9 protein-coding genes are annotated in these 13,844 nt (G+C 65.3%); 5 read left to right on the forward strand and 4 right to left on the reverse strand.

Annotation, left to right across the window (positions count from 1 at the left end; translation table 11 throughout):
• Positions 1–40: 40 nt before the first annotated feature.
• On the forward strand, positions 41–3,940 hold the full coding sequence (locus KF886_10495) for a glycoside hydrolase family 99-like domain-containing protein (GenBank protein MBX3177781.1): 3,900 nt from the start codon (positions 41–43) through the stop codon (positions 3,938–3,940).
• Between the two features lie 877 nt (positions 3,941–4,817).
• Entirely contained in the window at positions 4,818–5,165 is a 348-nt protein-coding gene (locus KF886_10500) for an XRE family transcriptional regulator (protein MBX3177782.1), read from the forward strand.
• 29 nt (positions 5,166–5,194) lie between these two features.
• Here KF886_10500 and KF886_10505 read toward each other — a convergent pair whose 3' ends face one another.
• Positions 5,195–5,914, reverse strand: a complete 720-nt coding sequence (locus tag KF886_10505) for a hypothetical protein (protein ID MBX3177783.1) — start codon at positions 5,912–5,914, stop codon at positions 5,195–5,197.
• 117 nt (positions 5,915–6,031) lie between these two features.
• Between KF886_10505 and KF886_10510 the strand changes: the two genes are divergently transcribed.
• The gene (locus KF886_10510; GenBank protein MBX3177784.1) at positions 6,032–6,919 is read left to right on the forward strand and encodes an alpha/beta fold hydrolase; all 888 of its coding nucleotides are present in this window, start codon (positions 6,032–6,034) and stop codon (positions 6,917–6,919) included.
• Between the two features lie 1,550 nt (positions 6,920–8,469).
• Here the strand turns inward: KF886_10510 and KF886_10515 are convergent.
• From KF886_10515 to KF886_10525, 3 genes are all read right to left on the reverse strand, one after another.
• The gene (locus KF886_10515; protein ID MBX3177785.1) at positions 8,470–8,805 is read right to left on the reverse strand and encodes a hypothetical protein; all 336 of its coding nucleotides are present in this window, start codon (positions 8,803–8,805) and stop codon (positions 8,470–8,472) included.
• A gap of 11 nt (positions 8,806–8,816) precedes the next feature.
• Entirely contained in the window at positions 8,817–9,203 is a 387-nt protein-coding gene (locus tag KF886_10520; GenBank protein MBX3177786.1) for a hypothetical protein, read from the reverse strand.
• A 75-nt stretch (positions 9,204–9,278) separates the two neighbouring features.
• Complete coding sequence (locus tag KF886_10525; protein MBX3177787.1) at positions 9,279–9,800, reverse strand: methylated-DNA--[protein]-cysteine S-methyltransferase; 522 nt, start codon at positions 9,798–9,800, stop codon at positions 9,279–9,281.
• Positions 9,801–10,297: 497 nt separating this feature from the next.
• On the opposite strand from KF886_10525, the gene uvrC reads away from it, so the two are divergent.
• Together uvrC and KF886_10535 are read left to right on the forward strand one after the other, a co-directional pair.
• Entirely contained in the window at positions 10,298–12,208 is a 1,911-nt protein-coding gene (gene uvrC, locus KF886_10530) for an excinuclease ABC subunit UvrC (protein ID MBX3177788.1), read from the forward strand.
• Positions 12,209–12,284: 76 nt separating this feature from the next.
• Positions 12,285–13,802 carry an alpha/beta fold hydrolase gene (locus KF886_10535; GenBank protein ID MBX3177789.1) on the forward strand — a complete coding sequence of 506 codons (1,518 nt, stop codon included), beginning with the start codon at positions 12,285–12,287 and terminating at the stop codon, positions 13,800–13,802.
• The last annotated feature ends 42 nt before the right edge of the window (positions 13,803–13,844 follow it).

Consider the following 13,844-nt stretch of genomic DNA (forward strand, 5'->3'; position numbering starts at 1 on the left):
ATAACCCGCCGCCCCGGCGCGGCGTCCGGAAGGTTTCGCCATGCAGTACCTGCTTCCCCTCTTCGCCCTCCTTGCCGCTCCCCAGACCGTGTATCAGTGGGAGTTCAACAGCCCGAACGACACGGCCTGGCAGCCGAACGCGCATTTGGCGGATGTCGCGATCCGCGATGGCGTCCTGCACGCGCGCGCGGTGGAATGGGACCCCTTCTGGATTTGCGACGGCATCGAGATCCCCGCCACGCCGTGGCAGGCCGTGATCATCCGGATGCGCGCGTCGGCTCCGGGCGAGGGCGACCTGTTCTGGACGGGGGATACGTCCGGGCCGAATGGCGGGCTGTCCGAGGACCGGAAGGCGCGCTTCTCCGTGCGCGGCGGGGACGCGTGGCAGGAGATCGCCCTGTACCCCTTCTGGCACGGCGCGGGCACGATCCGCAAGCTGCGGCTGGATGTGTACAACAACGCAAGCTTCGAGATCGACGCCATCACCATTGTGGACTGGTCCGGGGACGCCGCGCCCTTCGATGCGAGTACCTGGGACGCTGCCGCGCTCGACGCCTGGCGCGCTTCGCCGGATGGGGCGTACCGCTGGTCGCCGCCGCTCGCGCTGGACACGACCGAACGCGGCTGGGCGAGCCTGACGATTGATGCCGACGCGGCGGGCACGGGCGCGCTGGTGTGGGGATCCGGGAAGCGTCCCGGCATGCAGCGGCAGTCCTTCAACTTCCAGCCTGGACGGCAGACCTGCAATCTCGAACTTCAGGGGATCGGCGCGTGGGCGGAAGTCAACGCCGTGGGCCTTTTCGTCCCGCCGGACGGGGTGCGCGTCCACGCGCTGTCGCTCAGCGACGCGCCCGCCGGGCCGGCCGACCTGCGCACGGTGTATTTCGGCCCCGAGGACGGTGTCAACCGCGCGGGACAGCCGGCCCGGGTCATCGCGCAATTCACGAACCGCGGCGGCGAAGCGATCGGGCGCCTCATCGGGCGCGTCGAGGGGCCTGTGGGCCTGGCCGTCACCGCCACCATTGACGAAGCGCGCAATGTGGGCTTCGAGGACCGCGCGGTGCTTTCGTGGATCGTGGAGGCGGCGGCTCCGGGCGAGTACCCCGTGACGCTCGTGCTGGAGGGCGCCGGGGCGCCTGTGCGGGAGCAATCGACCATCCGCATCACGCCGCGCCCGGGCATCCCTGCGGCAGACTATGTGCCCGCGCCCCGGCCCGTCGCGACGGGCGTGGAAGTGGCGGCGTATTACTTCCCCGGGTGGGACAGCCCGGCGAAGTGGGACCCGATCCAGCGCGTGGCCCCGGTGCGCAAGCCGGTGCTCGGCTGGTACGACGAGGCGAACCCGGAGATCGTGGACTGGCAGATCAAGTGGGCGGTCGAGAACGGCATCTCCGTGTTTCTGGTGGATTGGTACTGGGTGCAGGGTAGCCAGCACCTCCAGCACTGGATCGAGGCCTACCGCAAGTCGCGCTACCGCGACCAGCTCAAGATCGCGCTGATGTGGGCGAACCACAACCCGCCGGGAACCCACTCGGCGGAGGACTGGAAGGCGGTGAGCGAGCACTGGATCGCCGAGTACTTCCCGATGGACAGCTACCACCGCATCGACGGGGAGCCGGCGCTGTTTCTGTGGGATCACCGCGCGCTGCGGGAGGACCTGGGCGGGAGCGAGGCGGTGGCCCGGGTGCTTGCGGACTCGCGCGAGGCCGCCCGCGCCGCCGGGCTGCCGGGCATCAACTACGTCGCGCTACACCCCTTCGGCCAGGAGGCGATGCTCGCCGGGGAAGGGTACAACGGCGTCACGCGCTACCACGAATGGGGCCACGCGGAGGGTTTGGCCGAGAACCCGATGTACCTGCAATTTGCCGATGTGGCCGCGACGGTCGAGGATTCCTGGCGCGCGCAGCACGCGTCCCGCGCGGGCCTCACGTTCTACCCCGTGGTCGACAGCGGCTGGGATTCGCGCCCGTGGCACGGCAACCAGGCGCGGGTCATCGCCGGGCGCACGCCGGAACTCTTCACGCGGATGCTTCGGGATGCGAAGGCCTTTGCCGAGGAGACGGAAGCGCCGCTGGTCATTCTCGGGCCGATGAACGAGTGGGGCGAGGGCAGCTACCTGGAGCCCAACACGGAATTCGGCTTTGACATGATGAACGCCGTGCGCGCGGTCTTCGGCGCGGACGATCCGGCGTCGTGGCCGCCGAACGTGGCGCCGGTGGACGTGGCGCTTGGCCCCTACGACTTCCCCGAACCCGCCCGGCGGGACCGCTGGACCTTTGACACCGGCCTCGAAGGCTGGCGCGCGATGATGGGGCTTGGCAACGTGACCGTGGCGGATGGCGCGCTGATCGCCACGACGGACTCGGCGGATCCCGCGTTCGTGGCGCCGCTCTACGGCGTCGAGGCGGAAGCCGTCGCGGGGGTGCGCTTCCGGATGCAGATCAGCGGCGACCTGCCGGAGCGGCTCGCGGCGCAATTGTTCTGGTCGCGCGGGGGCGAGGCGACGAGTGAGGCCGCGAGCGCCCACATTCCGATCAAGACCGACGGCGCCATGCACGAATACGAGCTTCCGCTTGCGGATCACCCGCGCTGGCGCGGCGATATCACGCTGTTCCGCTTCGACCCGTGCAGCGCGCGCGGGGTGACGGTGCGGCTGGAGGAGTTCTCCTTGATCCCCGCGCCGACGGCGGGCAATCGCGATCTCGCGGGGCGCATCCTGGCCGACGAACGCCTCGATCAGGTGTTGGAGAAGGCGCACGCGCTGCTGGCGACCGGCCTGACCGCCGGCGACGGCTATGGCGAGGTCTGGATCCGCGATCTGAACACCTTTATCGAGGTGGCGGCGGACGTCGTGCCCCATGCGGAGCTGCGCGCGGCCCTTGTGCGCTTCTTCCACTTCCAGGGCGAGGACGGGAACATCGTCGACGGGTACATCCCGAAGGCGCAGGCGGGCACCGGCTACGAGTACATCGCGTCCGCGACCGAGCCGGACTACCTCGCGCACAAGAACACCGTCGAGACCGATCAGGAATCCTCGCTCATACAGGCGGTCGCCCGCTACGTGCACGTTACCGGCGATCGCACGCTGCTCGATGAGGTAGTGAACGGGCAGAGCGTGACCCAGCGCCTGCTGCGCGCGGTGGATTTCCTGCACACGCACCGCTTCGCGCCGGAATACGGCCTGCTCTGGGGCGGGACCACCGCGGACTGGGGCGACGTACAGCCGGAACACGAATGGGGCGTTGTCCTCGACGAGAACAGCCACCGGGCCATCGATATCTACGACAACGCGTTGTGCGTCGCGGCGCTGAATGATTTCCTGGCGATCGCCCCGCTCTCGCCCGATGATATGCGGCGTTATACGGACTTCCGCGATGGATTGAAGGCGCGCGCCCTCGAACACCTCTGGGACCCCGCGCGGCGCCAGTTCCGCCCGCATCTCTACCTTGCGGGGTCGCCGTTCCCCGAGGATTTCAACGAGGCGGCGATCTACTACCACGGCGGCACGGCGGTCGCCATCCAGGCGGGGCTGCTCACGCGCGCGCAGGTGGCCGAGGCCCTGGGCCGGATGCGCGCAAACGTCCGCGCGATCGGGGCCGCGAGCATCGGCCTCACGATGTATCCCGCGTATCCGGAGGGCTTCTTCAAGAATCCGATCCTGACGAAACCCTACACCTACCAGAACGGCGGCGACTGGACCTGGTTCGGCGGGCGCATGCTCTCGGGCCTCGTCGCCAACGGCTATATGGCCGAGGCATATGAGGAGATGGAGCCCATGGTCGAGCGCGTGTTGAAAAACGGCGGCTTCTACGAGTGGTACACCATTGAAAACCAGCCCGCGGGATCTGGATCCTACCGGGGATCCGCCGGGGTCCTTGGCAAGGCCATCCTGGAATTGCGGGAGTGGGCGGCGGAGCATGCCGCGCAGGCGGCTGATTGAATAAGGGTGGTGGCGGGGTTTCTTTTGGATTCAGAGAATACGGGGGTGACTTTTGCTCACGAAGGAAAGAAGTTGGAGAAGGATTGATATTCACGCGAAGGCGCAAAGAAGATGATCGAGGGCACGGTGCGCGGTTAGGGCGGGCGGAGATTTGGATTTGGAGCCACAAAGAGCGCAAAGAACACAAAGAACATGGCGCAGCCTCTGGCCGCAACCAAATAAATGATCACCACGAAGGGCACGAAGGGCACGAAGAAAAACGGAGAAGAGCTTTAACCGCAGAGAACGCAGAGAGCGCATAGGGTGATTTCTGGTACGCAGATGGATTGGGTGGATGATCGAGAGCGCATTTTTGACCACGAATGAACACGAATGCATCGGGAGCAGCCGCGGGCGGCGGTCAAGAATTGTGCCCACGGATTGCACTGATGACGAAGGGCACGAAGAAAAACGGAGAAGAGATTTGACCGCAGAGAGCGCAGAGGGTTTCATTGTGCGTGGACGGACCGCGGACTGGGGCGGTGGAATGGGCGCGTTTTTACTAACCACGAATGAACACCAATGAACACGAATGCACCGGGAGCAGCCCCTGGCCGCGATCAGGAATTTTGACCACGGAGTACACTGATGACACGGATAATAAAGGAAGTCGATCCGATCGAACCGCGAATGAAAATGAAGGAACGTGAATTTCCTGGCGTTACAAGTCGGTTGAATATGAATGTAGTGGACTTTTGATTCCCGTTCTTCCGGCCCGAAGGGCCAGCGCAGCTTCGAGCCCTGGGCAACGCCCAGGGGAAGCGTGGTGTAGTTTTATTTCGCCCTGAAAGGGCAGTGCAGCAGGGTGTGTGCCATTCGACAAGAAACGGATATAAACATGAGCCTACACAAAAGCCTTGCGCCGGGCGCGAAATGGGTGCATAGCAACGGTAACGTTTTCGCGGATCTTGGCGTTTCCAATCCGGAGTTGGCCTTGCTTAGGGCCGACATCTCCATCGCCATTGAGCAGGCCATCGAACGAAAGGGCATTACCCAGCGCGAGGCGGGAGAACTGATGGGTATACCGGCGGTGAAGGTCAGCAATATCGTGTGCGGCCGGCTGAGGGGATACACCCTGGATCGGCTTTTTACGTATCTGAAGCGTCTGGACGTGGATATCCAGGTCAAGATGAAGCCCAAGCCCAAACGGCGCGCCGAGGCCGAGATACGGGGCATTCGCGCCTGACGGCGATGCGCCGGGTGCACGCCTCGCGGTTAACCGGCGCCCAGGTCCCTAAAGAAATCGGTTTCGGGGACGATTCGCTCTTCTTCCACGTCGAAGCGGCTGGAGATCATACGCCGGAGATGAAGCCAGACCGATGTGCTGTCCCAGGGAGTCCCATCCGACCTGAATCCCCACGTGTTCTCCAGCGTAACACGGTCAATCAGGCTGCCCATCGTCTGCTCCGGAAGGGAATGCCGTAACCTATGCGAAAGCGCCACGAATAGCAGGGCCGGAATCGCAAATGGAAACAGCGCCGAGACCAACGGGCCCACGATCCACAGTCCACTCTTTTCGAAGCTGGCGATTGCCAGTACGCCGACCAGAAGGCCCAGCGGAAGCCCCACGCCAATCGCGATTCCCGCCAGGACGCCATCCGGCAGGGCCATTTTCAGGGAAGGTATGGGATAGGCCAGCGCGTCCTGTATTTCCGCCCACGCCCGCCGGCGGCCCCGCACCGGCAGGATCGCGGCCAGCGAGGTCGCTCGCCGTATGCTTCGGGGGGCTTGTCCCGACTCCCGGGCCAACGCCGCGCGCAGTGAAAAGAAGACCCGTACACGCGGGCACCGCGAGCGCCGATGCGCGTCCAGTTCGCGCGTGATCGCGTGGTAGAGGCCGGCTACGGTCGAGAGCCGGGCCACCGTCTGGCTGTCCAGGTAGACCCCGAATTCTTCCTCACAAGCGAGCAGCAATTCTTCCACTTCCAACCCCATGGCGCTATCTCCGGGATGTCGCTAATCACTTGAGGAAAGCGTACGATATCCGGGGCATGGTTGCAAGTGCGCCCGGGGCGGTATAGTGATTCGAAACAAGAGGGAGAGGATCCAGCCATGGGAAACAAGTCCATCTACCGGACGCCGGATGCGGAAAGGCGTTTGGGGGAACTTACCCGGGCGTTTCGCGATCGGCTCGATACGGCATTCATGGAGCACGATATTCCCACGCCGTTCGGGCGAACCCGGGTGGTGGAGGGGGGCAGGCTGGACGGGCCGCCCCTGGTTGTGCTGCATGGCGGCGGTACGAACAGCTACTATGCCCTGTACTTCCTGAAGCCGCTGCTTGCGCGTTTCCACGTGTTCGGCGTGGATATGCCGGGGCACCCCGGGGGCAGCGAACAGGTTTTTATCGACCCGCGCGGGGACGACTTCGGCCACTGGCTTGTGGACGTCGTGGATGCCCTGGGGCTGGCGCCGTCCGCCTGTCTGGGGGTGTCGTGGGGCGGGCTGGCCGTGCAGCGGTTCGCCGCGGTTGCGCCCCGGCGCATCACGAAGGCGGTGCTCGTTGTCCCCGCCGGGATTGTAAATCCGCCCCTGCTCCCGATGGTGCGCGCCGTGCTCGTGCCGAAGCTTTTGTGCAGGCTCACCAACAATCCGCGATTTCTCGAGCACACGATCCGGCGCGTCTTCACGGATTGCGACGACCCGCTGGTCCGCGAGTTCGCCCTGGCGCTGCTCCGCGACCTCATTGTGGATACGCGCCCCATGAAACGCTCCACGCCCGAGGAGATGCGGGGTTTTGCCGCGCCCAAACTCATTGTCGGCGCGGATCAGGACGTCTGTTTCCCCGGCCCCCGGATGGAGGCGCGATGCCGCGCGGTGTTTCCCGAACCGTACACGTTCCACATGCTGCGTCAGTCCAAGCACTGTCCGTCAATGAAAGAGGACAGCCTGGCGCGGTTGTGTGAGCTTATTGCGGCGTTTCTGGAAAGTGACGGCTGATGCCCGTTGAAGAATCTGATCGGCATTCGACGTCCCGCTTTCATGACGCGCCAATGCGACGTGGCGTACCGGTGTGAAATAACCGAGCCGGTCGGTGTTCGCTTATTCGTAACGTTTTAGCCGTACGGAGCCTTTGCGCCTGACGGCGCTGAGTACAGGCGGGACGCCCGCCTCCGGCGCGTCATAGAGCTGTGCCACTTTCTTTTCGAGGTGGCTTTGGTGGGGTCAGGAGAACTTTTTGGCGGTGGGCTCACTTTGCCGCGGACACGAATGTCCGCGATCCTCGCGCCTTCGGCACGGTGGACAGCCGGGACGGCTATCCTACATTTGCGCCTTGCGGCGCTGAACACAGGCGAGACGCCTGTGCCACTTTCTTTTCGAGGTGGCTTTGGTGGGGTCAGGAGAACTTTTTGTCGGTGGGCTCACTTTGCCGCGGACAGGAATGTCCGCGATCCTCGCGCCTTCGGCGCGGTGGACAGCCGGGACGGCTATCCTACATTTGCGCCTTGCGGCGCTGAACACAGCCGGGACGGCTGTGCCACTTTCTTTTCGAGGTGGCTTTGGTGGGGGGCAGGGGAATTTTTGGAAGCGGGCTCACTTTGCCGCGGACAGGAATGTCCGCGATCCTCGCGCCTTCGGCGCGGTGGACAGCCGGGACGGCTATCCTACATTTGCGCCTTGCGGCGCTGAACACAGGCGAGACGCCTGTGCCACTTTCTTTTCGTGGTGGCTTTGGTGGGGTCAGGGGAATTTTTTGTCGGTGGGCTCACTTTGCCACGGACAGGAATGTCCGCGATCCTCGCGCCTTCGGCGCGGTGGACAGCCGGGACGGCTATCCTACATTTGCGCCTTGCGGCGCTGAACACAGGCGAGACGCCTGTGCCACTTTCTTTTCGAGGTGGCTTTGGTGGGGTCAGGGGAATTTTTTGTCGGCGGGCTTACTTTGCCGCGGACAGGAATGTTCGCGATCCTCGCGCCTTCGGCGCGGTGGACAGCCGGGACGGCTATCCTACATTTGCGCCTTGCGGCGCTGAACACAGGCGAGACGCCTGTGCCACTTTCTTTTCGTGGTGGCTTTGGTGGGGTCAGGGGAATTTTTGGAAGCGGGCTCACTTTGCCGCGGACAGGAATGTTCGCGATCCTCGCGCCTTCGGCGCGGTGGACAGCCGGGACGGCTATCCTACATTTGCGCCTTGCGGCGCTGAACACAGCCGGGACGGCTGTGCCACTTTCTTTTCGAGGTGGCTTTGGTGGGGGGCAGGGGAATTTTTGGAAGCGGGCTCACTTTGCCGCGGACAGGAATGTCCGCGATCCTCGCGCCTTCGGCGCGGTGGACAGCCGGGACGGCTATCCTACATTTGCGCCTTTCGGCGCCTTGGACAGCCGGGACGGCTATCCTACATTTGCCGTGGACAGAAATGTCCGCGATCCTTGCGCCTGCGGCGCGATGCGGGCGGGCCGCCCGCGCTCCCATTGGTCCGCACTTCCGTTGCCGCGCGGATTTCTGTCGTCGAAAAATCAAGCAACATCATTCCGCTAACGTGTTACGCCTATTCTTGAAACTCGGGCATTGCGATACAGTCTCCGAATATATCCTCGGCACTGATCGGTATTGCCGGATCGCCGGCATGGTAAAAGCGTCCGCCGCGCGCCTCGTGGAAACGCAGCTCGATCTTCAGCATGACGAGGGCCAGACACAACGCCTGCATGGAGCCCTCCCCGCAGGCGCGCCGCTCTTTATCCAGGAGTCCCTCGATATGGCAATAGGAGCCCCAGGCGCCGCCTTCGTTCAGGTCATAGGGGGCGCGAACGTAGATCCGGACGGGCCGGATTGCGCCGCCGATTGGCTGGTAGCGGAATTCTGCTTCCGCGATGATCTTTTGCATCGCGCCGCCGCCTATCCCACCTGGATCGTGGTGGCGTCGTAGCGGTTGTGGAACGAGACGGACGCGCCTCTTGCGAAGGCGAGGGTGATGGCCGCGCCGCCCTCGCGCGCTTCGCCGTGGCATCCGGCCAGGGGCTCGCCGGCGACGCCGTGTTTGGCGCCGAGGTCGACCAGGGGGAAATCCGCGCCGCCCGCTTCGGGGGCGGCCGAGGTCTGCCAGCAGGCGATGCCGTCGTCGAAGTAGAGCTTGTGCCAGGCCCCGCCGGCGCAAATCCAGACGACATTGGCCTCGTCGTCGCGGTCGCCCTCGAACCACGCCTCCTGAACAATCAGGCGCTCCAGCGTCTTGCCGGCCAGGTCGGGCCAGTCTCCATCATAGTCGAGTTCGTGCGGTGGCATGCGTGGTTTCCAGTGTTGCAACGGTAGCGCGATTACCCTACCACACCGGCGCGGGGCGCGGCGACATTCCGCGCGCTATTCGAGGCCGTCCAGCGCGAGCTGGGTTTCGGCCCCTTCGCGTTCGAGCAGGAACTTCTTGCGCCAGAGCCCGCCGCCGTAGCCCGTGAGGGACCCGTCCTTCCCCAGCACGCGGTGGCACGGGATCAGGATCGCGATGCGGTTCTCGCCGTTCGCCCGGGCCACCGCGCGCACCGCGCCGGGCCGGCCCAGCGCGACCGCCTGGTCGAGGTAGCTGCGGGTCTGCCCGTAGGGGATTTCCCGAAGGATATTCCAGGCCCGCTCCTGAAACGGCGTGCCCCGCAAGTCGAGCGGGATGTCGAATTCCGTCAATTCGCCCGCGAAATAGGCATCCAGCTGTTCACGCAGCGCAGCGAACAACGAATGCTCCCCGATCCGAAAGCCCGCGTCAAGCCGCGCGCCGAGGCGGGAGATCTGCGATTCCAGGCGCTCCGGTTCGGCGAACTCCAGCAGGCACAGCCCCCGGTCGGTCGCCCCGGCAACGAGCGTCCCCAGCGGCGATGGCACGCCCCCGAGCATCACGGGTGGGGCATTTCCGGGCCGCGAAGGCGCACACGCGACCGCGCGGGTGAGCGCGCCTTCGATATCGTCCGGGGCGGTGAGGGGTTCGGCGGTTCCGCCGGTCGCGGCGGCCATCGCTTCATCCGCGCGGGGGGTGTTGTTCATGGGGGGGCCTCCTCACTGTGTGGTGCTTGAAGCGGCTATTGTAGCGAACCGCGCGGTTGCGGTACAGGGAGCGGCGCGGGCTTGGCGGGCGGCGCCGTCAGGGACGGCAGGGACGGCAGGGACGTAAGAGACGTAAGAGACGTAAGAGACGTAAGAGACGTAAGGGACGCAAGGGACGTAAGGGACGGCAGGGACAGCAGGGACGTCAGGGACGGGCTCGCGCTGATAACCTGGATTTCGCATGGTCGCGTCGCCGTCCAGCTACGGAAGCGAACGTTACCCACAACCGCCACAGAGCGCGGGCCTTTGCCGGGGCGCCCTGGCGCGCGTTTGTATGTTAAGATCCCGGCATGAGCAGTCCCTCCGAATCCGTCCGGCATACCGCCGCTATCGTTCTCCGCACCGGCGAGGCCCCTACCGCCAGCCCGGAGGACTTCGTGGGGCGCTTCGACACGAGTACGGTCCCCATTGAGCCGGGTTGCTACATCATGGAGGACGCGAAGGGCAAGCCGATCTACGTGGGCAAGGCGAAGAGCCTTCGCGCGCGGATCCGCACGTATATCAACGCGAGCGACTCGCGCTACAGCGTCAAATTCCTGATGCGCCGGGTGGCGCGGATCCAGTTTCTGGTCACGGGCAACGAGAAGGAGGCGCTGCTGCTTGAGAACAGCCTCATCAAGCAGTACCGCCCGCGCTACAACGTCCAACTGAAGGACGACAAGACCTACATCAGCCTGCGCGTGGACACGCGGGAGGACTTCCCGCGAATTACGGTGGTCCGGCGCTACCGCAAGGATGGCGCGCGCTATTTCGGGCCGTACCACAGCGCGGCGTCGGTGCGGAACACGTTGCGGCGGCTCCAGCGGCTCTACCCGCTTCGCACGTGCTCCGATCATGTGATGAACAACCGGTCGCGGCCCTGCCTGTACTACCAGATGAAGCAATGCGCCGCGCCGTGTGTGGGCTACGTGACCCGCGAGGACTACCACGCGATTCTCGATCAGGTGCTGCTCATTCTGGAGGGAAAAAACGCGGAGCTGGAGCAACAACTCCTGGCGCAAATCAACGCATGCGCCGAGCGGCTCGCGTTCGAGGAGGCGGCGGTGCTGCGGGACCGGCTCTACGACCTCCGCCGCACCCTGGAACGCCAGCGGACGGTGGCGGTACCGGGCGCGGAGGACCGGGATGTCTACGGCATCCATCACGAGGGCAATTTTGCCTCGATCCAAATCCTCTTCTACCGGGGCGGGAAGATGCTCGGCGGGCGGAATGTCGCGTTCAATCGCCAGGAAATGCCGCTGGACGAGCTGTTGAGTTCATTTATACTACAATACTACAGCGAAGCGCCGGCCATTCCGGCGGAGGTGCTCGTGCCGCTGGAGATCGAAAGCGCCGAGGTGCTCGGCGAGGTGCTCTCCGAACAGCGGGGCGGGCGCGTTCAGGTGCTTTGGCCGCAGCGCGGAGAGAAAAAGGCGCTGGTCGAGCTGGCGAACCGCAACGCAACGCAGCACTTCGAGGAGAAGCGCCTCTCCGAAGCGGCGAAGCAGGACGCGCTTGTGGAGATGCAGCGCGCGCTGCACCTGCCCGCGCTCCCCGAGCGCATCGAGTGTTTCGATATCTCCACCATCCAGGGAACGAACACGGTTGCCTCCATGGTCGTCTTCACCAACGGCCAGCCGGACAAGGCCCGCTACCGCCGCTTCTCCATCAAGTCGGTGGCGGGGCAGGACGACTTCGCGAGCATGCGCGAGGTGCTCATGCGGCGCTACACCCGCGCGATCGAGGAGAACGACCTGCCCGATTTCGTGCTGATCGATGGCGGCAAGGGCCAGCTTGGCATGGCGACCGCGGCCTTCAAGGATCTGGGGATCGAGGACCTGCCCCACGCGGGCATCGCGAAGTCCCGGGCGCAGGACGCGGGGGATCGGTCGCCGGAGCGCTTTTTCCTGCCGGGCCGCATGAATCCCATCATTCTCCCGCAGGCGGGGCCGGTGGTGCAGCTGGCCGCCCGCATTCGCGACGAGGCGCACCGCTTCGCCATCACGTACCACCGCAAGAAACGGGGCAAGTCGGCGCTGCAAAATGTGCTTGTGTCAATCCCCGGCGTCGGTCCCGGGCGCGCGAAGGCGCTCTTGCGGGGCCTGGGATCCGCCACGCGCGTTCGCGCCGCGACCGCGGAGGAAATCGCGGCGCTGCCGGGGATCAGCGCGGAGCTGGCCCGGACGATCCACGCGCGCCTGCGCGAAGAGCCGGGGGAATGAAGTGGCCGGCGGAAACGCGGTATCATACGGGGCTGTAACCATAAGGGGCGAATCTTCCCGCGAGGACAAGTAACGTATGACGTCATTTCTCATCGGCGTGGCCGCTGTCGCGATACTCCTGGCCCTGGCCGGCATCTACCGGGCCACGCTGGAGGACATCTATAAGGAGCGCCTTTCGACGGACGAGGCCTATCTTGTCACGACGAAGGATCTCTGGCAGATCCGGATGTGCCGCTACCGGAAGGGGCGCACCAACGGGCAGCCGGTCCTGCTTGTGCACGGGGCCATTGTGAACCAGCATACCTTCACCTCGCCGCGCGGGGGCAGCCTGGTGGACTATCTGGTGGAACGCGGCTACGACTGCTGGACGGTCGATCTGCGCGGCGCGCGTTCTTCGATCCCGCCTTTCGAGCGCCACCGCAACCAGGTGACGTTTGACGATTACCTCAACGACGACATACCCACCGCGATCCAGTTCATCAAGCAGGAAACCGGCTACGCGCGCGTGCATTACTGCGGGCAGTCGATGGGCGGTATGTTGCTCTACGCCTATGTGCTCAAATACGGCGCGGGCGACATCGCCAGCGCGGTCACGCTCGGCGCGCCGATCGGTTTCGATGGCGTCCGCATCCGCCTTTCCGGCTTGCTGATCGGTCTCGTGCGTGTGTACCCGCCCTTATTCGGCAGTGTCGCGCGCGCCCTGATCCCGCTTGTGCGCGCGTTCCGCCTTACCATGCCCTACTTCCCGATGAACGCGCGGAACCTGGCCAAGGGGCTCACCAGCTATTACCTTTACAACATGCTCGAAGATCCCCTGCCCGGCGTGCTCCGTCAACTTGCCGGCTGGGTGAACACTCCCGGCTGGAAAATGGACGGCGGCGCGCTCGATGTGCAGGCCGGCCTGGCGTCGCTCGACCTGCCGCTCTTCGCGATTTTCGCCCCGCTCGATCCCTTCGTTCCCGCCGCGCGCGCCCAGGCCTTTTTCGACGCGCTGCCCGGGGCAGACAAGCGCATGCTGCTGTGCGCGAAGGAGCGCGGCTTCAAGCACGATTATAACCACTGCGAGCTGGCCTTCGGCGAAGACGGCGCGCGGGAGATTTTCGGGCCGATCGCGCGCTGGTTCGAGACGCACACGATCCGCGAACACCTGCCCATTGCGGTGGACGAGGTCGCTACGGATTACCAGACGCCGCTCCAGGCGGGCGAGCGAGCGGAAATCCTCTCCGGCGAATCGTTCGCGCATCTCTCGGGGGTACAGGTGGCCCCGCCCGAGCCGGAGAAGCCCGCCGAGCCCCCCCGGGCCGAGTCTGATCGGCCGCGAAAGGCCTCCGCGAAGAAGGTGGAGGACGCCACGCCCCGGGGGCCGGACCTCAAGTCCGTCTCCGCCGCGATCACCGCGCTCCGCCCTCCGCCCGGCAGCGCGCCCGCGCCGGATGTCGCGCCTATTCGGGTCCAGGCGCCGGCGGCCCGGCCCGCGACCGGCGGCAACACGGTGGAAACGCCGCAGTCGGTTCTGAAGGCGCTCTCGAACGCCTCGGGCGCGCTGGAGGCCTTCAAGGAACGAAAGGCGGACAGCGACGAAGAGGAATCCTGAGCGCCGGGGGCATGGCGCGTGTTCGCGATATCGGCCCACCTG

This window comes from Candidatus Hydrogenedentota bacterium (assembly GCA_019637335.1).
In the GTDB taxonomy this organism is placed as follows: Bacteria; Hydrogenedentota; Hydrogenedentia; order Hydrogenedentales; family JAEUWI01; genus JAEUWI01.

Coding starts and splice junctions, on each gene's coding strand:
- KF886_10495 (MBX3177781.1), top strand. CDS start 41: ATGCAGTACCTGCTTCCCCTCTTCGCCCTCCTTGCCGCTCCCCAGACC.
- KF886_10500 (MBX3177782.1), top strand. CDS start 4,818: ATGAGCCTACACAAAAGCCTTGCGCCGGGCGCGAAATGGGTGCATAGC.
- KF886_10505 (MBX3177783.1), bottom strand. CDS start 5,914: ATGGGGTTGGAAGTGGAAGAATTGCTGCTCGCTTGTGAGGAAGAATTC.
- KF886_10510 (MBX3177784.1), top strand. CDS start 6,032: ATGGGAAACAAGTCCATCTACCGGACGCCGGATGCGGAAAGGCGTTTG.
- KF886_10515 (MBX3177785.1), bottom strand. CDS start 8,805: ATGCAAAAGATCATCGCGGAAGCAGAATTCCGCTACCAGCCAATCGGC.
- KF886_10520 (MBX3177786.1), bottom strand. CDS start 9,203: ATGCCACCGCACGAACTCGACTATGATGGAGACTGGCCCGACCTGGCC.
- KF886_10525 (MBX3177787.1), bottom strand. CDS start 9,800: ATGCTCGGGGGCGTGCCATCGCCGCTGGGGACGCTCGTTGCCGGGGCG.
- uvrC (MBX3177788.1), top strand. CDS start 10,298: ATGAGCAGTCCCTCCGAATCCGTCCGGCATACCGCCGCTATCGTTCTC.
- KF886_10535 (MBX3177789.1), top strand. CDS start 12,285: ATGACGTCATTTCTCATCGGCGTGGCCGCTGTCGCGATACTCCTGGCC.